Consider the following 20363-nt stretch of genomic DNA (forward strand, 5'->3'; position numbering starts at 1 on the left):
TCTTGCGCGAGGTCATGCATGATCATGTATTGTTATGCGCATGACGGGAACGAGGGTCGCAGTCGCCGGAGCCAGCGGGTACGCCGGTGGTGAGTTGCTGCGCCTGCTGCTTGCGCATCCCGAGGTCGAGATCGGTGCCCTCACGGCCAACAGCAACGCAGGTGAGCGACTCGGCGCCCTGCAGCCGCATCTCCTGCCGCTGGCCGATCGGATCCTCGAGCCGACCACCGTCGAGGTACTGAGCGGGCACGATGTCGTCTTCCTCGCTCTGCCCCACGGCACGTCGGCAGCGTTGGCCGAGCAGTTGCCGGAGCAGATGGTCATCGTCGACTGTGGCGCTGATTTCCGGCTCAAGGACGCCGAGGCGTGGACCACGTTCTACGGCACCGAGCACGCCGGCAGCTGGCCGTACGGGCTTCCAGAGCTGCCCGACCACCGGGCTGCGCTGCAGGGCGCGACCCGGATCGCAGTCCCCGGCTGTTATCCGACCGTGAGCAGCCTCATCCTGGCTCCCGCCGTCGCAGCCGGTCTGATCGAGCCAGATGTGGTGGTCGTTGCGGCCAGCGGCACGAGTGGCGCCGGGAAGGCACTGAAGGCGAACCTGCTCGGCAGCGAGGTCATGGGCAACACCAGTGCGTACGGCGTCGGCGGCGTGCACCGGCACACCCCCGAGATCACGCAGAACCTCTCCGCCCTCGCGGGAGAGCCCGTGACCGTCTCATTCACTCCAATGCTCGTCCCGATGTCGCGAGGGATCCTTGCCACCGGCACCGCCACCCTGAAGCCGGGCGTCACCGCAGATCAGGTGCAGCAGGCGTACGCGGCGGCTTTCGCCGACGAGCAGTTCGTCCACGTCCTCCCGCAGGGTCAGTGGCCACAGACCAAGTCGGTCGTCGGATCCAACGCGGTGCACCTTCAGGTTGCCGTGGATGAAGCCGCGAACAAGCTCGTCGCCGTTGGTGCGGTCGACAATCTGACCAAGGGCACGGCCGGCGCCGCCGTCCAGTGCATGAACCTCGCCCTCGGCTTCCCTGAGCAGACTGGCCTGAGCACGATCGGACTCGCACCATGAGCACCTCTCACACTGGCGCGGTGACCCGTCCCAAGGGCTTCGTCGCCGCAGGCGTGGCGGCCGGTCTCAAGAGCAGTGGCAACAAGGACCTCGCCCTGGTCGTGAACCAGGGACCGTCGTTCGCCTCGGCGACCGTGTTCACCAGCAACCGCTGCAAGGCCAATCCGGTGCTCTGGAGCCAGGAGGTCGTGAAGGACGGCATCGTCAAGGCGGTCGTACTGAACTCCGGCGGGGCGAACTGCTACACCGGCGCAGAGGGTTTCCAGACCACCCATGCCACTGCCGAGCGCGTCGCCGAGAAGGTCGGGATCGGTGCGATCGACGTCATCGTCTGCTCGACCGGTTTGATCGGCCTGGTCAACAACCGCGACGACCTGCTCAGAGGTGTCGACGCGGCCGCAGAGGCGCTCGGTGAGACCGGCGGAGACGACGCGGCGCACGCGATCATGACGACCGACACCGTGAGCAAGCAGGTCATCGTGACCGGCGATGGCTGGTCGATCGGTGGCATGGCCAAGGGTGCGGGAATGCTCGCTCCCGCGCTGGCGACGATGCTGGTCGTGATCACCACGGATGCGGACGTCGATTCCGCGACCCTCGATCGCGCTCTGAGGACCGCGACGAGGGTCAGCTTCGATCGGTTGGACTCCGATGGGTGCATGTCCACGAACGACACTGTGACTCTGCTGGCCAGTGGCGCAAGCGGTGTGACGCCTTCGGAGGAGGCGTTCACGGCTGCTCTGACCTCGGTCTGCAGTGACCTCGCGATGCAGTTGCTCCAGGATGCGGAGGGTGCAGATCATTCGATCTCCATCCAGACGATCAACGCAGCGTCGGAGGACGATGCCGTGAAGGTCGGCCGGAGCGTTGCGCGGAGCAACCTCTTCAAGGCGGCGATCTTCGGCAAGGACCCGAACTGGGGCCGGATCCTCGCCAGTGTTGGCACGACCGACGCGGAGTTCGATCCGGCTGACCTCGACGTCGCGCTGAACGGCGTGTGGGTCTGCAAAGCCTCGACGCCGGCGGAGGATCCGAGCCAGATCGATCTCGAGCCTCGCGAGGTCACCGTGACAATCGACCTCAAGTCCGGCAGTGCCCGGGCGACGGTGTGGACGAACGACCTCACCCATGCGTACGTCCACGAGAACAGTGCGTACTCCTCATGAGCGACCACACCGTCCTGACCCCTGGACAGAATGCCCAGGTTCTCGCCAACGCCCTGCCCTGGTTGAAGCGCTATCACAGCCAGATCATCGTCGTGAAGTACGGCGGCAACGCGATGACCGACGACACCTTGAAGGTGGCCTTTGCGGAGGACATCGCCTTCCTGCGCCTGGCTGGTTTCAAGCCGGTGGTCGTCCACGGTGGTGGTCCGCAGATCTCGAAGATGCTGGACCGCTTGAACATCAAGTCCGAGTTCCGTGGAGGCCTCCGGGTCACCACTCCTGAAGCCATGGACGTCGTACGGATGGTGCTGGTCGGCCAGGTCCAGCGCGAGTTGGTCGGTCTGCTCAACCAGCATGGCCCCCTCGCGGTCGGCCTGTCCGGCGAGGACGCAGGCCTCTTCACTGCGGTTGCGACCAACACGATCGTCGACGGTGAAGAGGTCGACCTCGGCTTGGTCGGCGAGGTCGAGTCCGTACGCCCCGACGCCGTCCTGGACCTCATCGAGGCCGGCCGGATCCCGGTGATCTCGAGCGTCGCGCCGGATCGCCAGGGCGTGGTTCACAACGTCAACGCCGATACGGCTGCGGCAGCGCTCGCGATCGCGCTCAAGGCGGAGAAGTTGCTCGTCCTGACCGACGTCGAAGGCCTGTACCGCGACTGGCCCGACTCCGATGACGTCATCGGCGAGATCAGCCCTGAGGCTCTTGCCGAACTGATGCCGAGCCTCGCGAGCGGCATGGTGCCCAAGATGCAGGCCTGCCTGGAAGCCATCGTCGGGGGAGTGCCTCGGGCGACGGTCGTCGACGGCCGCGAACCCCATGCCGTCCTGCTGGAGATCTTCACCGACGAAGGTGTGGGTACGCAGGTCGTTCCCGGCGTCGAGACCAAGATTCGGAAGGCGCGCGCATGACGAGCCAAGGACTCAGCGCGTCCGAGAGATACAGCGGCGCGTTGATGAACACCTTCGGGACTCCGAAGTTGGTGCTCGCCAAGGGTGACGGCACGCACGTCTGGGATGAGAACGGGAAGGCTTACCTGGACCTCCTCGGCGGCATCGCCGTCAACGCCCTCGGCCATGCACACCCGGCCGTGGTCGCGGCGGTGGCGCAGCAGTTCGGCGCGCTCGGCCACATCTCGAACTTCTTCGCCAGCCGTCCACAGATCGAGCTGGCGGAGAAGCTGCGGGATCTCGTTGCACAGACGTACGCCGGTGCCGGCGAGACCAAAGTGTTCTTCACCAACTCCGGCGCCGAAGCGAACGAGGCGGCGTTCAAGATCACCCGCCGCACGGGGCGTACCCACATCGTTGCGATGGAGGGCAGCTTCCACGGCCGCACGATGGGCGCGCTCGCGGTCACCTCGAAGGAGGCTTACCGGACTCCGTTCGAGCCGCTGCCGGGTGATGTGACGTTCGTACCGTTCGGCGATGTTTCGGCACTCGAGGCGGCCGTGAGCGAGTCGACCGCCGCGATCGTCGTCGAACCCATCCAAGGCGAGGGCGGGGTGTTGGTCCCGCCAGCCGGCTTCCTTGCCGAGGTGCGACGGATCGCCGATGCGCATGGTGCCCTGATGTGGGTCGACGAGATCCAGACCGGGGTAGGACGTACGGGTTCGTGGTTCGCGAACGCAGAAGCGACACCCGACCTCATCACCTTGGCGAAGGGTCTGGGAGGTGGATTCCCGATCGGCGCCTGCATCGGCATCGGACGGGCTGCGAGCCTCCTCGAGCCCGGCAACCACGGCACGACGTTCGGCGGCAACCCGCCTGCTTGCGCGGTGGCTCTTGCGGTCATCACCACCATCGAGGAGCAGGGGCTGCTCGATCACGTCGCCTCGATCGGTGCTGCCCTCACGAACGCCCTCGCGGCCGACCCGCGCGTCAGCGAGATCAGCGGACGCGGCCTGTTGGTCGGCGCGACCGTGAGTGTCGACGCCGGCAAGGTCGTGGCCGCAGCCCAGCACCACGGCGTCATCCTCAACGCCGCGACCCCGAATCGTGTGCGTCTCGCGCCGGCATACGTCCTGAGCGAGGCTGACGTGACGGAGTTCGCTGAAAAGTGGTCCACCATTCTCGACACTGCAGAAGCACTGTGATGACAGGAGCGACCATGCGGCATTTCCTGCGCGACGACGAGCTCACCCCGGCCGAACAGGCAGAGGTCCTCGCACTGGCTGCGGAGATCAAGGCCAACCCGTTCGAGCATCGCCCTCTGCACGGCCCCAGGACCGTAGCGACGATCTACGACAAGCCGACACTGCGTACGCAGTCGTCGTTTGCAGCCGGCATTGCCGAACTCGGCGGCCACCCGATGTTGGTGGACGGTGGTCTCGCGGGCATCGGGGTACGTGAGTCCGTCGCCGACGTGGCCCGGGTGCTCGGTCGACAGGCCAGCGCGATCGTCTGGCGTACGTACGAGCAAACCAAGATCGAGCAGATGGCTGAGCATGCCGGAGTCCCGGTGGTCAATGCGTTGACCGATGAGTTCCATCCCTGCCAACTGTTGGCTGATCTGCTGACGATCCAGGAGCGCAAGGGTGCGCTGAAGGGGCTGACGGCGGCATTCCTGGGCGATGCCGCCTGCAACATGGGCAATTCGTGGGCGCTCGCAGGCGCGACCGCCGGTATGCACGTCCGATTCGGAGCCCCCGAGGGCTGCGCCCCTGACGCCGACGTCCTCAAGAAGGCCGCGCACATCGCGGCCCACACCGACGGATCGATCGCTGTGAGCACCGATGCTGCCGAGGCAGTACGCGACGCCGACATCCTCATCACTGACACGTGGGTGAGCATGGGCAAGGAGGACGAAGCCACGGCGCGGATCGCGTTGTTCTCGCCCTACGCGCTGACCGCTGATCTGGTGGCTCAGGCGAAGCCGGACGCGATCGTGATGCACTGCCTCCCCGCGTACCGTGGCAAGGAGATCGCAGCTGAGGTCATCGACGGACCACAGAGCGTGGTGTGGGACGAGGCGGAGAACCGTCGCCACGCCCAGAAGGCGATCCTGACCTTCCTGATGGGCGCGCTCTGATGTTGGCGCTGACTGCCAGGGCCAACAATGGTTGAGGCGCGGCCGGCCACGAAGGCGAGCCGACACCAGTTGATCACCGACCTCGTCGGCACTCAGCCGATCCACTCGCAGACCGAGTTGGCCGAGCTCCTCGCAGATCGCGGCGTGCAGGTCACCCAGGCGACCCTGTCGCGTGACCTCGTGTTCCTGGATGCGATCAAGGTTCGACTCGGCGGGGGCCTGGCCTACGCCATTCCGGGGGAGGGCGGGGACCGTCGCCCCGCGGCCCCGGCAGAGTCCGCCGCCGCTCAGACCCGGCTCGGCCGGTTGTGCGCCGAGCTACTGGTCAGCGCCGAGGCGAGTACGAATCTGGTGGTGCTGCGCACACCGCCGGGAGCCGCCCAGTTCCTTGCCGGCGCCATCGACAAGTGCGATTTCTCGGAGATTCTTGGGACGATTGCCGGCGACGACACCGTTCTGGTGATCGGCCGGGACGCGCTGGGCGGAGAGGATCTCGTACGGCGCTTCGTCGCCCTGGCCGAGCAGCCCGAACATGTCGTCGCCGACGACATGCATGCCATCGACGATGCGAAGAGGAACTGAGTTGAGCAAGGTACTGACCGAGCTGCCGAAGGGCGAGCGAGTAGGCATCGCATTCTCCGGCGGTCTGGACACCTCGGTGGCCGTCGCATGGATGCGCGCGAACGGCGCTGTGCCGTGCACGTACACGGCTGACATCGGCCAGTACGACGAGCCGGACATCTCGGGTGTACCCGACCGGGCGAAGCAGTACGGAGCCGAGATCGCGCGCGCGATCGACTGCCGTCGCGAGCTGGTCGAGGAGGGTCTCGCGGCACTGGCCTGCGGCGCCTTCCACATCAAATCTGCCGGGCGTACGTACTTCAACACCACCCCGCTGGGGCGAGCTGTGACCGGCACGATGCTGGTCCGTGCCATGCGTGAGGACGATGTCGACATCTGGGGCGACGGGTCGACCTACAAGGGCAACGACATCGAGCGCTTCTACCGCTACGGCCTCATGGCCAACCCGAACCTGCGGATCTACAAGCCCTGGCTGGACAACACGTTCGTCACCCAGCTCGGCGGTCGCTCTGAGATGAGCCAGTGGCTCGTCGAGCACAACCTGCCGTATCGCGACAGCACGGAGAAGGCCTACTCCACTGACGCCAACATCTGGGGCGCGACTCACGAGGCGAAGACGCTCGAGCATCTCGACGTCAGCCTGGAGATCGTCGAGCCGATCATGGGCGTGAAGTTCTGGGATCCGTCGGTGGTGATCGACACCGAGGACGTCGCGATCTCGTTCGAGAGCGGCCGACCTGTCGCCATCAACGGCCAGCGCTTCGACGACCCGGTGGCGCTCGTGATGGAAGCCAACGCCGTCGGCGGACGCCACGGCCTCGGCATGTCCGACCAGATCGAGAACCGCATCATCGAGGCGAAGTCGCGGGGCATCTACGAGGCCCCGGGCATGGCCTTGTTGTTTGTCGCGTATGAGCGCCTGCTCAACGCGATCCACAACGAGGACACCATCGCGAACTACACCGCTGAGGGCCGGCGCCTCGGCCGGCTCTTGTACGAAGGCCGTTGGTTCGACCCCCAGGCGTTCATGCTGCGCGAGTCGATCCAGCGATGGGTGGCGTCGGTCGTCACCGGCGAGGTGACGCTACGGCTGCGCCGGGGTGAGGACTACACCGTCCTCAGGACGGACGGCCCCGCGTTCTCCTACCACCCGGAGAAGTTGTCGATGGAGCGCACGGAGAACGCAGCGTTCGGCCCGCTGGACCGGATCGGCCAGCTCACCATGCGCAATCTCGACATCGCGGACTCCCGCGCCAAGCTCGAGTTGTACGCCGACCAGCTCGGTGGTCGCGCGAACCTGCTCGGTCCCGTCACCCCCGGTGAGTCCGCGAGCATCGCAGCGAACCCCGATCTCGAGGACGCTGCCGAGGCCGGCGACGGTGCAGCACTGGAGTCAGGCCTTGACTGATTCCACGGGCACGACCAACGAGGGCAAACTCTGGGGTGGGCGCTTCGCGTCGGGCCCCTCACCCGAGCTCGATGCCCTGTCCCGGTCGACCCACTTCGATTGGCGCCTGGCGCTGTATGACATCGCTGGCTCCCACGCCCACGCCAAGGCGCTGGGTGCCGCAGGGCTGCTGACCGCCACGGATGAGGTGGAACTGCACCGGGGCCTGGACCTTCTGGCGCAGCGATTCACGGACGGCACGTTGCGTCCGAGCGAGTCCGACGAAGACGTTCACGGCGCGCTGGAGCGATTGCTGCTCGACGAGGTCGGGCCAGAGGTCGGCGGACGACTGCGGGCGGGACGTTCACGCAACGACCAGATCGCCACCCTCTTCCGGTGTTACCTGCTCGACCACGCCGACACGATCTCCAGCCTCGTGCTGGACCTGGTGAACGCTCTCGCGCAACAGGCCGACGCGCACATGGGCGCGATCATGCCGGGCCGCACCCATCTGCAACACGCGCAGCCGGTGCTCCTGAGCCATCACCTGCTCGCGCACGCGTGGCCATTGATGCGCGATGTCGGAAGGCTCGCCGATTGGCGGCGCCGCGTCATCGGATCGTCGCCGTACGGATCGGGAGCGCTGGCCGGGCAGAGCCTCGGTCTCGATCCCGAACTGGTGGCCCGGGAACTGGGATTCACTGGATCGATCGAGAACTCGATCGACGGCACCGCTTCACGGGACTTCGTCGCCGAGTTCGCGTACGTCGCTGCACAGATCGGTGTGGATGTCTCACGTCTCGCGGAGGAGGTCATCCTCTGGTCGACACGGGAGTTCGACTTCGTCACGCTCCACGACTCATGGTCGACCGGCTCGTCGATCATGCCGCAGAAGAAGAATCCGGACATCTCCGAACTGGCCCGCGGCAAGGCGGGCCGCCTGATCGGCAACGTGTCCGGCCTGTTGGCCACGCTCAAGGCCCTGCCCCTCGCGTACAACCGCGATCTGCAGGAGGACAAGGAGCCGGTGTTTGACTCCGTCGACACCCTGGAGGTGTTGCTGCCGGCGTTCACCGGTCAGATCGCCACGTTGGTCTTCAACACCGAGCGCATGGCGGTGCTGGCGCCTCAAGGCTTCTCGTTGGCCACGGACATCGCCGAGTGGCTGGTACGCGAGGGTGTGCCGTTCCGCGAGGCACACGAGCTGGCAGGAGCATGCGTACGCGCCGCCGAGGGTCGGGGAGTGGAGCTTGACGCACTCACGGACGGCGAGTTCGCCGCGATCTCGGCACATCTGACGCCAGACGTGCGTGCGGTCCTGACAGCAGACGGATCAGTACGGTCCCGCAACGGCCGTGGCGGGACCGCTCCAGAGCGGGTACAGGAGCAGTTGGGCCAGCTCCAGCGTGCCGCGGAGGAGGCCCGAAAGGGCCTCTGACCTGCGGAAACATGGAGGATGCGTCGAGGATTAGGAACCCTCGTACGGCGCGTGTAACTTTCTCTCTTGTCGCCGCGAGAGCGGGTGACGGAGACCGGATCAAGGTCAGATCAACGCCAAGTTGACTGGCTCCGAGAAGGTCACTAAAGTTTCACAAGTTGCCCCAAAGTGAGACCGCGAGGTCAAGCGTGGTGCGCGTGTGATTTTTGAGAACTCAACAGTGTGTCATAGTCGACGGATTAATTTTTAACCGTCAATCTTTTGAGATTGTCGTATGACAATTCGGACATCAAGCTATTTGCTTGTGTTTGTTTGGTCAGTATCAGTTTTTCATTTTTTTTGGAGAGTTTGATCCTGGCTCAGGACGAACGCTGGCGGCGTGCTTAACACATGCAAGTCGAGCGGAAAGGCCTTTCGGGGTACTCGAGCGGCGAACGGGTGAGTAACACGTGAGTAATCTGCCCTGCACTCTGGGATAGCCATCGGAAACGGTGATTAATACTGGATATGAGCAATCCACGCATGTGGGTTGTTGGAAAGTTTTTCGGTGCAGGATGTGCTCGCGGCCTATCAGCTTGTTGGTGGGGTAATGGCCTACCAAGGCTTCGACGGGTAGCCGGCCTGAGAGGGTGACCGGCCACACTGGGACTGAGACACGGCCCAGACTCCTACGGGAGGCAGCAGTGGGGAATATTGGACAATGGGCGGAAGCCTGATCCAGCAACGCCGCGTGAGGGATGACGGCCTTCGGGTTGTAAACCTCTTTCAGTACAGACGAAGCGCAAGTGACGGTATGTACAGAAGAAGGACCGGCCAACTACGTGCCAGCAGCCGCGGTAATACGTAGGGTCCGAGCGTTGTCCGGAATTATTGGGCGTAAAGGGCTCGTAGGCGGTTTGTCGCGTCGGGAGTGAAAACTTCGGGCTTAACTCGGAGCTTGCTTTCGATACGGGCAGACTTGAGGCATTCAGGGGAGAACGGAATTCCTGGTGTAGCGGTGAAATGCGCAGATATCAGGAGGAACACCGGTGGCGAAGGCGGTTCTCTGGGAATGTACTGACGCTGAGGAGCGAAAGTGTGGGGAGCGAACAGGATTAGATACCCTGGTAGTCCACACCGTAAACGTTGGGCGCTAGGTGTGGGGCCTATTCCATGGGTTCCGTGCCGCAGCTAACGCATTAAGCGCCCCGCCTGGGGAGTACGGCCGCAAGGCTAAAACTCAAAGGAATTGACGGGGGCCCGCACAAGCGGCGGAGCATGCGGATTAATTCGATGCAACGCGAAGAACCTTACCTGGGTTTGACATGCACTAGACGCAGGCAGAGATGTCTGTTCCTTTTTGGCTGGTGTGCAGGTGGTGCATGGCTGTCGTCAGCTCGTGTCGTGAGATGTTGGGTTAAGTCCCGCAACGAGCGCAACCCTCGTCCTATGTTGCCAGCACGTAATGGTGGGGACTCATAGGAGACTGCCGGGGTCAACTCGGAGGAAGGTGGGGATGACGTCAAGTCTTCATGCCCCTTATGTCCAGGGCTTCACGCATGCTACAATGGCCGGTACAGACCGCTGCGATCCCGCGAGGGTGAGCGAATCGGAAAAAGCCGGTCTCAGTTCGGATTGGGGTCTGCAACTCGACCCCATGAAGTCGGAGTCGCTAGTAATCGCAGATCAGCAACGCTGCGGTGAATACGTTCCCGGGCCTTGTACACACCGCCCGTCACGTCACGAAAGTCGGCAACACCCGAAGCCGGTGGCCTAACCCGTAAGGGGGGGAGCCGTCGAAGGTGGGGCTGGTGATTGGGACGAAGTCGTAACAAGGTAGCCGTACCGGAAGGTGCGGCTGGATCACCTCCTTTCTAAGGAGCACACACCATTTGAGTTCATCACCAACAGTGGTGGTGGCTGCGTGGGTGTTCACTAGTGGAACCGTCGATGAACGATCAGTTGAACTGCTGGTCCCTGGTGAGTACAACCAAGATTCTTCACAGCTTGCTGTGGGGTGAGGAGTGGAAAGCGTTGATGGGGGTTGAGCGCGGCTGGTTTTGACACACTGTTGGGGTTCTGAGAAATCACACGGAACCCATACCTGGTAGTGGCTTTGTGGGGCCAGATCGCCGGCGGATTCGCCGGTTGGGTCCTTCAGGGTTGCTGGTGTGGGCGGTGGTTTGTGGTTTTTGTTTTCTGGATAGTGGACGCGAGCATCTTTGAGTGCTGCTGGCAATGCTCATGCGACTGTCACCATGGTCGTGTGGGTGGTAGCACTCTGTCTTTGTAGTTTTGTTGTTTTTGTTGAGTGTTTGTGAGACAAGCTATGAAGGGCACATGGTGGATGCCTTGGCATCAAGAGCCGATGAAGGACGTGCGAGCCTGCGATAAGCCCTGGGGAGTTGGCAACGGAGCGTTGATCCGGGGGTGTCCGAATGGGGGAACCCAGCACGAGTCATGTCGTGTTACCGCATCCTGAATCTATAGGGATGTTGGAGGGAACGTCGGGAAGTGAAACATCTCAGTACCGACAGGAAGAGAAAACAATAGTGATTCCGAGAGTAGTGGCGAGCGAAATCGGATGAGGCCAAACCAATTGCGTGTGATAGCCGGCAGGCGTTGCGTGGTTGGGGTTGTGGGAGCATTCAGCATTTTCTGCCGAGAGTGCGCACAGTAAGAAACCAATGTTGAGCGTGATGTAGGTTGGAAAGCCTCACCGTAGAGGGTGATAGTCCCGTAACGGTAAGACATTGGCTGTGGAGTGATTTCCCAAGTAGCACGCTACTCCTGGAATGGCGTGTGAATCTGGCAGGACCACCTGCTAAGCCTAAATACTTCTTGATGACCGATAGCGGACAAGTACCGTGAGGGAAAGGTGAAAAGTACCCCTGGCGGGGAGTGAAATAGTACCTGAAACCGTGTGCCTACAATCCGTTAGAGCCTCCTTGTGGGGTGATAGCGTGCCTTTTGAAGAATGAGCCTGCGAGTTAGCGGTGTGTGGCGAGGTTAACCCGTGTGGGGTAGCCGTAGCGAAAGCGAATCTGAACAGGGTGTTTAGTCGCACGCTCTAGACCCGAAGCGAAGTGATCTATCCATGGGCAGGTTGAAGCGCCGGTAAGACGGCGTGGAGGACCGAACCCACTTCAGTTGAAAATGGAGGGGATGACCTGTGGATAGGGGTGAAAGGCCAATCAAACTTCGTGATAGCTGGTTCTCCCCGAAATGCATTTAGGTGCAGCGTTGTGTGTTTCTTGCCGGAGGTAGAGCACTGGATAGCCGATGGGCCCTACAAGGTTACTGACGTTAGCCAAACTCCGAATGCCGGTAAGTGAGAGCGCAGCAGTGAGACTGCGGGGGATAAGCTCCGTAGTCGAGAGGGAAACAGCCCAGACCATCAGCTAAGGCCCCTAAGCGGCGGCTAAGTGGAAAAGGATGTGGAGTCGCAGTGACAACCAGGAGGTTGGCTTGGAAGCAGCCACCCTTGAAAGAGTGCGTAATAGCTCACTGGTCAAGTGATTCCGCGCCGACAATGTAGCGGGGCTCAAGCCGCCCGCCGAAGCTATGGGATTCCGTTATGCGGGATCGGTAGGGGAGCGTCGTGTATCCAGTGAAGCCTCGGAGTGATCCAGGGGTGGAGGGTTCACGAGTGAGAATGCAGGCATGAGTAGCGAATGAGGAGTGAGAAACTCCTCCGCCGAATGATCAAGGGTTCCAGGGTCAAGCTAATCTGCCCTGGGTAAGTCGGGACCTAAGGCGAGGCCGACAGGCGTAGTCGATGGACAACCAGTTGATATTCTGGTACCGGCAAAATAGCGCCCATGACGAATCCAGTGATGCTAAGTGCCCGAAACACCGCGACCAAGACTTCGGTCAAGGCGTGTGTGCGTAGCGCACGATCCGATCTGGTAGTAGTCAAGCGATGGGGTGACGCAGGAAGGTAGTCGATCCGGCGCGATGGTAGTCGCCGGCTAAGGACGTAGGACTGTGTGTAGGCAAATCCGCACACTGCATGTCTGAGATCTGATGGGGACCCGTATGGGGAAGTCGATGATCCTATGCTGCCAAGAAAAACCTCTAGCGAGCTATGCGCCGCCCGTACCCCAAACCGACTCAGGTGATCAGGTAGAGAATACCAAGGCGATCGAGCGAACTATGGTTAAGGAACTCGGCAAAATGCCCCCGTAACTTCGGGAGAAGGGGGGCCCGGATCGTGTACCCACTTGCTGGGGAAGCGTGAAGGGCCGCAGAGACCAGGGGAAAGCGACTGTTTACTAAAAACACAGGTCCGTGCGAAGTTGTAAGACGATGTATACGGACTGACTCCTGCCCGGTGCTGGAAGGTTAAGAGGACCGGTTAGACAGCAATGTCGAAGCTGAGAATTTAAGCCCCAGTAAACGGCGGTGGTAACTATAACCATCCTAAGGTAGCGAAATTCCTTGTCGGGTAAGTTCCGACCTGCACGAATGGAGTAACGACTTTCCCACTGTCTCAACCGTAGACTCGGCGAAATTGCACTACGAGTAAAGATGCTCGTTACGCGCAGAAGGACGGAAAGACCCCGGGACCTTTACTATAGTTTGGTATTGGTGTTTGGTTCGATTTGTGTAGGATAGGTGGGAGACTGTGAAGCGGCCACGCCAGTGGTTGTGGAGTCAACGTTGAAATACCACTCTGATCGTATTAGATATCTAACCTAGGACCGTGATCCGGTTCAGGGACAGTGCCTGATGGGTAGTTTAACTGGGGCGGTTGCCTCCTAAAATGTAACGGAGGCGCTCAAAGGTTCTCTCAGCCTGGTTGGCAATCAGGTGGCGAGTGTAAGTGCACAAGAGAGCTTGACTGTGAGAGTGACAACTCGAGCAGGGACGAAAGTCGGAACTAGTGATCCGGCGCCGGCAAGTGGAAGCGGCGTCGCTCAACGGATAAAAGGTACCCCGGGGATAACAGGCTGATCTTCCCCAAGAGTCCATATCGACGGGATGGTTTGGCACCTCGATGTCGGCTCGTCGCATCCTGGGGCTGGAGTAGGTCCCAAGGGTTGGGCTGTTCGCCCATTAAAGCGGCACGCGAGCTGGGTTTAGAACGTCGTGAGACAGTTCGGTCCCTATCCTCTGCGCGCGTAGGAAACTTGAGAAAACCTGCCCCTAGTACGAGAGGACCGGGGTGGACGAACCTCTGGTGTGCCAGTTGTACCGCCAGGTGCACTGCTGGTTAGCTACGTTCGGAAGTGATAACCGCTGAACGCATCTAAGCGGGAAACACGTTTCAAGATAAGGTTTCCCACCATTTATTGGTTAAGGCCTCCCACAGACTATGGGGTTGATAGGCCGGAGGTGTACAGCAGCAATGCCCAGCCGACCGGTACTAATAGGCCGAGGGCTTACCTCACAAACACTCAACAAAAACAACAAAGTTGAGAACCTACAAGACTAAGTCTGAAAAGACTCCTTTGCTCGCGTCCACGAACAGTTTGCACCACCAACACACGTTGGTGACGACGCAACTCCAGGAAACAACCTAGAGTTACGGCGGCCATAGCGAACGGGAAACACCCGGCCACATCCCGAACCCGGAAGTTAAGCCGTTCAGCGCCGATGGTACTGCAACCACGAGGTTGTGGGAGAGTAGGACGCCGCCGGACAATTCTTATGCGAAGCGGGACCACGCACCGTCGTGGTCCCGCTTCTGCGTTCTCTACACTTCGTGTCGAGCGCATCATCTCAATAGCGGTCAGTAGGAGGCTCTCGTGGCACAGGAACAGCGCGGCTCGCGCTCGGGTGATCAGCGTCGGTCTTCTGGCGACCGCTCCGGCTCTGCGGGTCGGGCATCGTCCGCCGGTGGCCGAGCCGGCTCTGCCCGCGGCGGCAAGCCTGCCGGTGACGGCGGCTACAAGGGTCGCGGCGGCTCCAGCGATGGGCCGACGCGGTACGGCAAGGACTCAAAGCCAGCGGGTGACGGTCCGAAGCGGTACAGCAAGGACAGCAAGCCGTCCGGTCCCCGGCGCGAAGGCGATCGCGATCTGGCTCGCAAGCGCACCATGGGTAAGGGCAACGGCCAGGCGCGAGCTGCTGTTCGTCGGACGGACCGTGGCGAGGAGGCCCCGCGTACCGAGGATCAGAAGATCTACGACGGACCGCCGATCCCTGAGGGGGTGACGGGCAAGGAGCTCGATCGGGCGATCAGCGCTCAATTGCGCGGTCTGCCGGAGAAGCTGGCGATGCGTATCGCCATGCACCTTGTTGCCGCCCAGATGTTCATTGACGAAGATCCGGAGCGGGCGTACCTGCATGCGAAGGCAGCGAAGGCCCGTACGCAGCGCCTCGCTGTGATTCGTGAGGCACTTGGCGAGGCTGCGTACGCCGCAGGCCACTATGCCGAGGCCCTTTCGGAGCTCCGTGCCGCCAAGCGCATGAATGGCGCGACCGCGTACCTGCCGATCATGGCCGACTGCCACCGCGCTCTCGGGCAGCCTGAGGACGCGGTGCGTCTGGCCCGGAGCGCCTCTGTGGCCAACTTCGTGCCGGAAGCGAAGGCAGAGATGACCATCGTCGAGGCCGGGGCGCGCCGCGACATGGGTCATATCGACGCCGCGTTGCGAGTCCTTGAACTCGCCCCCCTGAACAGCCGTAGCCGGGCGTCCTGGGTGGTTCGCTTGCGGTACGCGTACGCGGACGCGCTTGAGGAAGCCGGTCGCGACCAGGATGCGCTGACCTGGTTCCACCGTACGCAGGGCGTCGACCACGACGAGATCACTGATTCTGCCGAGCGTGCCGAAGCGCTGGAGAATAAGCTCGGCTGAACTCTCGCGGGAGCGCCGAGGCGGTTCCCTGCGGCTCGCCGGTCCAACAACACTGGCGAACTCGCGCCCCATCGGTAACAATGGGACCCAACAACTTCACAGGCGTATCCATACGCTGTAGTCGCAGTCTCGCGACATCCATCTGAGCCCGCTGGGGAAGGCGTAGCTCGCCGGATGAAGGAGACGATCGTGACTGCATACCTCGACGTACACAACGGGTCGTCCGCGTCGACGACTCACGGTGTTCTGTTCGTGCACTCCGCGCCGTCCGCGCTGGGCCCTCACATCGAGTGGGCAGTGGGCGGTGTACTTGGTGCTGCCGTCAGCCTCGACTGGATGCAGCAGCCTGCTCAGGCCGGTACATACCGTGCCGAACTGTCCTGGAGTGGTCCCGTGGGCTCGGCGGCCGCCGTTGCGTCCGCCCTCAAGGGCTGGGACCACCTTCGCTTCGAGATCACCGAGGACCCGACGTCGTCGAGCGAGGGTTCGCGCTACTCGTACACGCCTGAACTCGGCGTCTTCCACGCCGTGACTGGCCTCTACGGCGACATCATGATCCCCGAGGATCGACTCAAGGCCGCAGTGGTGAAGGCCGCGTTGGGCGACACCACGATTCTCAATGAGATCGATCTGTTGGTCGGCAAGCCGTGGGACGACGAACTTGAGTCGTTCCGCTACGCCGGCGACGGTGCGCCGGTTCGTTGGTTGCACCAAGTCGTCTGACCCACGGCGCGCGAGCGCCCTGGTCCGCAGGGCAGTGGGCGTTCAGGAGAGCGTGTAGTGCACCACTGGTAGGTGTGCGGCGTGATCAACCCCTGAGCTGTCCCAGAGGTTCATGACGGAGACGATCGTGTACGTACCCTTGGGTGCGATCGCGCTGCACAGGCGGTAGTAGCGCACGCCGTTGAGTCCGTCGGCGCCCTTGAGGAGGCCAGCCGTGGCGAGGTGCGTGTTGTTCGGTCCGTCGATATAGACGTCGACCTCCCAGTTCACGCCCTCGGGAGGATGAATCGAGTAGGACCACGGGTACATGTGGCAGCCGGGGAGTAGCCGGCCGTTGTGTGCGTTGAGGTGGCCCATGGCGTAGATCTGCTGCCAGGTGTACGTACTGCTGCTGCCGAGGGCGTACGCCTGACCTCCGAGCAGTGCCCAAGTGGCTGCTGCGAGTGCGACCACGCGAGACCTACGACGCATTCCTACCTCCGCCTTACCTAGTGATACCGGTCACAGGCTACGCGCTCGGCGACCTGCCCGCGGCGAAAGTTCAGTCAGCGACCGCGGTGACCAGGTCCGAGACCGTACGTACTCCACGGACGACGTCGTCGGCGAGTCGGATGCCGTGGCGCTCCTCGATACCGAACACGACCTCGACCACCGCCAGCGAGTCTGCGCCCAGATCGGCCTCCAGCAGTGCGTCGTCAGTGATCCTCGTCGGCTCGAGCTCCATCACGAGTGCCAGCAATTCGACGACGGCGGAGCGTGCCTGACCGAGTTCCACGGGCAGATACTGCCCTGTAACAACATCGTGATTCAATCTTTGGACCACAAAGCAGCGGGGGCGCACATGTTGGAAACGCAGTTCGTGACGGTTCACGGCCACAAGCGGGCCTACGTGAAGGCTGGACCGACGGATCGGCCGGGTGCGCCGGTGATCCTGCTCCTGCACGGCTTGGGCTGCGACCGCCACACCTGGGACGAGGTCATCGAAGATCTCGCGGCTACGTTTGTGGTGATTGCCCCTGACTTCCTCGGACACGGCGAATCTGCCAAGCCTCGCGCGGACTACTCGGTTGCCGGCTATGCGAACGGCATGCGTGACCTTCTCACCGTGCTCGGCGTCGACAAGGCGACGGTGGTCGGACACAGTTTCGGCGGCGGGGTCGCGGCGCAGTTCGCGTACCAGTTCCCTGAGCGCACGGAGCGTCTTGTGCTCGTCGACTCCGGTGGCATGGGCAAGGAAGTCACGCCGCTCATCCGGGCGTACACACTGCCGCTCTCGATGACGGTGGTCGCCCTGGCCACGCTGCCTGGTCCACGGCACGTGCTCACGGCGGGCCTACGGTCGCTCGGCCGCATCGATTCCAAACTCACCCGTGATCTGGGCGAGGTTGCCACCATCGTCGAGGCGCTCAAGGCGCCGCGCATGAGGTACGCGCTCAATCGCCTCGTCAACGGCGTCATCGACTACCGGGGACAGGTCGTCACCATCCGGGACCGGGCGTACCTGACCGAGGAGATGCCGATGGCGGTCATCTGGGGTGCCGAGGACCTGGTGCTGCCGGCCAAGCAAGGACGCGAGATCCTCGAGTTCGCACCGAACGCCCAGCTGACGATCTTCCCGAAGGTCGGGCACTTCCCGATGAAGAAGTATCCGGAGGAGTTCGTACGCCTCCTCAAAGATTTCGTCGATTCCACCGAGCCTGCCAAGTATCACCGAGCCCGCTGGCGCGCACTGCTCAAGGCGGGCGCGAAGCAACGTCCGCTCCGTGTCGTCTCGGAGATGACCATGGCGCCGAGCGGGTCGTCCACCGACGCCTGATTTGGACCGGGGTTGCGCGTCGGTGCTGTTCTCCGATGGACTACACCCCACACATTGGTAGTGACCAAGGAGGAACGACGTTGAACGCGAGCGCGGCCACGAGCGCCGCCGACCGGTTGGGTTTCAAGCCCGGCATGGTCGTGCAGGAGCTGGGCTGGGATGACGACACCGACACCGCGCTGCGTGACGCGATCGAGAACGCGATCGACGACGGCATGGTCGACGGCGAGTACGGCAACGATGTTGACGCCGTGCTTCTCTGGTGGCGCAATGACGACGGCGACCTGGTGGACGGCCTGGTCGACGCCCTGACTGATCTGGTCGGCGGCGGCGCGATCTGGCTGCTCACCCCGAAGGTGGGGCGCCCGGGTGCGGTCGAGGCGGCTGACATCACCGAGGCGGCCCCGTTGGCCGGACTGGCCCAGACGTCGTCGGCTGCCGTCAGCAGCGACTGGGCTGCCACCCGGCTGGTGGCCCCCAAGTCGCAGCGCTGACCAGCGCTGGCGGATACTGGCACGCGATGGAACTCTCTGTTGGCGCGGACGCGCCCGACTTCACCCTGCGCGACCAGTTCGGTCAGGACGTGACCCTCTCGTCGTTCCGCGGCGAGAAGTCGGTCCTGCTGATGTTCTACCCGTGGGCGTTCTCCAACGTGTGCACGGGGGAGATGCAGGGGATCCGCTCGCGGCTGGCCGAATTCCTTACGTTCGACACCGAGGTCATCGGTATCTCCATCGATCACGTCTACACGCTGCGTACGTTCTCCGACGAGGCCGGCATCAATTTCCCGCTGCTGGCCGATTTCTGGCCGCACGGGGCCGTGGCCCGGGCGTACGGCGTCTTCGACGAGAAGATCGGCGTGGCCCGACGCTCCTCGTACGTGATCGACAAGGAGGGCAAGGTTGCCTGGTCGATCCACAACCAGCTCGGCGACAGCCGGGACCTCGACCAGCAGCTGGAGCAGTTGCGGGCGGCTGCGCAGGTGCCGTCCGCGTAGCCCCGGCATTGCCGAATCGCCCGCGGCGCACCCGAACATCTAGTCTTGGGCGCTGCAAAGGGTGTGTAGCTCAGTTGGTAGAGCAGCGCGTTTACACCGCGCCGGTCGCAGGTTCGAGTCCTGTCGCACCCACCGAAACCTGTACGAGGCCCGATTGCGGGTCTAGCGTCTCAACCATGGCCACTCAAGAGTTTGACCTCGACGCGTTCGTGCACGCAGTCGAGCAGCGCGATGCCGGCGGCCAACTCGGGGCGTACGCCGACCAAGCACAGGTGTTGATCGTCGACGCCACTGCGCCTCCGTCGTCTCCCAGGACGTTCGATGGCCTTGAGGCGATCGGACGTTGGGTCGGGGATGTTGCTGCGCGCGACATGACCCATCGTGTGAACTGGGCCGCGAAGGAGGGTGATCGCGTGGCCTTCGTGGAGGACTGCGAGTATCCCGGCGGTGAAAAGGTCCTCTGCATGACGACGATGGACATCGTGGACGGCAGGATCGTCCGGCAGTTGGTGAGTCAGGCCTGGGACAGCTGAGTCGGTCGCGAACGTCTCGACTTGCATTGCAGGTAAGCCTTACCTAACAATGCAGGCATGAGTTTTGCGCACACCTTGATCCTCGGCTTGATCGCGGGCGGCACCATCGTCCTCGGTCTGCCGGTTGGCCGGTTGACCGAAACCCGTCCCTTTGTTCGACAGTTCCTGTCGGCACTGGCGGTCGGCGTCCTGGTCTTCCTTGTGTGGGACGTGTTGTCACATGCGTGGGAGCCGGTCGACATCGCGGTGTCGGCAGACACCCGGAACCTTGGCCACGCGTTCGGCTACGGCGCACTGATGTTCGCCGGCCTGGCCGTCGGCCTGCTCAGCCTGGTGTGGTTCGAGCGCCGCGCGGTCGGCGAATCGGAACTCGACAACAAGAAGTTGTCGATGATGATCGCGATCGGCATCGGTCTCCACAACTTCGGCGAGGGCCTCGCGATCGGCAACTCGGCTGCTTCGGGCGCCATCGGTCTGGCGACCGTGCTGGTCGTCGGGTTCGCTCTGCACAACGCCACCGAAGGCTTCGGCATCACTGCGCCGCTGGCCGGCGGGGACAAGCCATCCTGGGGTTACCTCGGCCTGCTCGGCCTGATCGGTGGAGGGCCGACGCTCATCGGCACCCTGGTTGGCTACAAGGTCACCAGCGAACCACTCGGTGTGGTCTTCCTGTCGCTGGCAGCCGGCTCGATCCTCTACGTGGTGATCCAGTTGATCGGCGTCGCAGCGCGCGCCCGGCGTACTGACATCCTGGCCAGTGGCTTGCTGCTCGGGCTGATCGCAGGCTTCATCACCGATGCGATCGTGACTGCCGGCGGCGCCTGAGTCGTACGCATG

The 20363-nt window shown here is 62.9% G+C and carries 17 protein-coding genes, 1 tRNA gene and 3 rRNA genes; 19 read left to right on the top strand and 2 right to left on the bottom strand.

Annotated elements, in window-relative coordinates; translation table 11 throughout:
• Nucleotides 1-34 precede the first annotated feature (34 nt).
• The 13 genes from argC to KCTC_RS13215 all read left to right on the top strand — a co-directional run bounded on the left by argC (nucleotide 35) and on the right by KCTC_RS13215 (nucleotide 16180).
• Entirely contained in the window at nucleotides 35-1072 is a 1038-nt protein-coding gene (gene argC / locus KCTC_RS13155; RefSeq protein ID WP_231998742.1) for an N-acetyl-gamma-glutamyl-phosphate reductase, read from the top strand.
• Nucleotides 1069-2238 carry a bifunctional glutamate N-acetyltransferase/amino-acid acetyltransferase ArgJ gene (gene argJ / locus KCTC_RS13160; RefSeq protein WP_125569681.1) on the top strand — a complete coding sequence of 390 codons (1170 nt, stop codon included), beginning with the start codon at nucleotides 1069-1071 and terminating at the stop codon, nucleotides 2236-2238. The genes argC and argJ overlap by 4 nt, the downstream gene beginning before the upstream one ends.
• On the top strand, nucleotides 2235-3149 hold the full coding sequence (gene argB / locus KCTC_RS13165) for an acetylglutamate kinase (protein WP_125569682.1): 915 nt from the start codon (nucleotides 2235-2237) through the stop codon (nucleotides 3147-3149). Before argJ ends, argB begins: the two co-directional genes overlap by 4 nt.
• Nucleotides 3146-4333 carry an acetylornithine transaminase gene (locus tag KCTC_RS13170; RefSeq protein ID WP_125569683.1) on the top strand — a complete coding sequence of 396 codons (1188 nt, stop codon included), beginning with the start codon at nucleotides 3146-3148 and terminating at the stop codon, nucleotides 4331-4333. The genes argB and KCTC_RS13170 overlap by 4 nt, the downstream gene beginning before the upstream one ends.
• A complete protein-coding gene (argF, locus tag KCTC_RS13175; RefSeq protein WP_231998743.1) occupies nucleotides 4333-5268 on the top strand; it encodes an ornithine carbamoyltransferase in 936 nt (311 codons plus the stop codon). Before KCTC_RS13170 ends, argF begins: the two co-directional genes overlap by 1 nt.
• A 27-nt stretch (nucleotides 5269-5295) precedes the next feature.
• The gene (locus KCTC_RS13180; protein WP_125569684.1) at nucleotides 5296-5850 is read left to right on the top strand and encodes an arginine repressor; all 555 of its coding nucleotides are present in this window, start codon (nucleotides 5296-5298) and stop codon (nucleotides 5848-5850) included.
• Between the two features lies 1 nt (nucleotide 5851).
• A complete protein-coding gene (gene argG / locus KCTC_RS13185) occupies nucleotides 5852-7258 on the top strand; it encodes an argininosuccinate synthase (RefSeq protein ID WP_125569685.1) in 1407 nt (468 codons plus the stop codon).
• A complete protein-coding gene (gene argH / locus KCTC_RS13190; protein WP_125569686.1) occupies nucleotides 7251-8675 on the top strand; it encodes an argininosuccinate lyase in 1425 nt (474 codons plus the stop codon). Before argG ends, argH begins: the two co-directional genes overlap by 8 nt.
• 336 nt (nucleotides 8676-9011) lie before the next feature.
• Nucleotides 9012-10528 (top strand): 16S ribosomal RNA (locus tag KCTC_RS13195).
• 446 nt (nucleotides 10529-10974) lie between these two features.
• Nucleotides 10975-14046 (top strand): 23S ribosomal RNA (locus KCTC_RS13200).
• A gap of 136 nt (nucleotides 14047-14182) precedes the next feature.
• A 5S ribosomal RNA gene (rrf, locus tag KCTC_RS13205) occupies nucleotides 14183-14299 on the top strand.
• The 16S, 23S and 5S rRNA genes sit together here, the layout of an rRNA operon.
• Nucleotides 14300-14404: 105 nt before the next feature.
• On the top strand, nucleotides 14405-15457 hold the full coding sequence (locus KCTC_RS15095) for a tetratricopeptide repeat protein (protein ID WP_231998744.1): 1053 nt from the start codon (nucleotides 14405-14407) through the stop codon (nucleotides 15455-15457).
• Between the two features lie 189 nt (nucleotides 15458-15646).
• Nucleotides 15647-16180, top strand: a complete 534-nt coding sequence (locus KCTC_RS13215; RefSeq protein WP_231998745.1) for a DUF3145 domain-containing protein — start codon at nucleotides 15647-15649, stop codon at nucleotides 16178-16180.
• Between the two features lie 42 nt (nucleotides 16181-16222).
• Here the strand turns inward: KCTC_RS13215 and KCTC_RS13220 are convergent, their stop codons facing one another.
• Both KCTC_RS13220 and KCTC_RS13225 read right to left on the bottom strand, forming a co-directional pair.
• Complete coding sequence (locus KCTC_RS13220; RefSeq protein WP_125569688.1) at nucleotides 16223-16651, bottom strand: hypothetical protein; 429 nt, start codon at nucleotides 16649-16651, stop codon at nucleotides 16223-16225.
• A gap of 70 nt (nucleotides 16652-16721) precedes the next feature.
• Nucleotides 16722-16955, bottom strand: coding sequence for an acyl carrier protein (locus tag KCTC_RS13225; RefSeq protein WP_125569689.1), 234 nt, complete (start codon nucleotides 16953-16955; stop codon nucleotides 16722-16724).
• 66 nt (nucleotides 16956-17021) lie between these two features.
• Here KCTC_RS13225 and KCTC_RS13230 point away from each other — a divergent pair, with 66 nt between their 5' ends.
• From KCTC_RS13230 to KCTC_RS13255, 6 genes are all read left to right on the top strand, one after another.
• On the top strand, nucleotides 17022-17996 hold the full coding sequence (locus KCTC_RS13230) for an alpha/beta fold hydrolase (protein ID WP_125569690.1): 975 nt from the start codon (nucleotides 17022-17024) through the stop codon (nucleotides 17994-17996).
• 80 nt (nucleotides 17997-18076) lie between these two features.
• On the top strand, nucleotides 18077-18490 hold the full coding sequence (locus KCTC_RS13235) for a DUF3052 domain-containing protein (RefSeq protein ID WP_269461431.1): 414 nt from the start codon (nucleotides 18077-18079) through the stop codon (nucleotides 18488-18490).
• Nucleotides 18491-18516: 26 nt separating this feature from the next.
• A complete protein-coding gene (locus KCTC_RS13240) occupies nucleotides 18517-18993 on the top strand; it encodes a peroxiredoxin (protein WP_125569692.1) in 477 nt (158 codons plus the stop codon).
• 59 nt (nucleotides 18994-19052) lie between these two features.
• Nucleotides 19053-19125: transfer RNA gene (locus KCTC_RS13245), tRNA-Val, on the top strand.
• Nucleotides 19126-19169: 44 nt separating this feature from the next.
• Nucleotides 19170-19526, top strand: coding sequence for a nuclear transport factor 2 family protein (locus KCTC_RS13250; protein ID WP_125569693.1), 357 nt, complete (start codon nucleotides 19170-19172; stop codon nucleotides 19524-19526).
• Nucleotides 19527-19583: 57 nt separating this feature from the next.
• Nucleotides 19584-20351 (top strand): ZIP family metal transporter, encoded by a 768-nt coding sequence (locus KCTC_RS13255; RefSeq protein WP_125569694.1) that lies wholly within the window; start codon nucleotides 19584-19586, stop codon nucleotides 20349-20351.
• Nucleotides 20352-20363: the final 12 nt, after the last annotated feature.

Source organism: Nocardioides baekrokdamisoli (assembly GCF_003945325.1).
Taxonomy (GTDB): Bacteria; Actinomycetota; Actinomycetes; order Propionibacteriales; family Nocardioidaceae; genus Nocardioides; species Nocardioides baekrokdamisoli.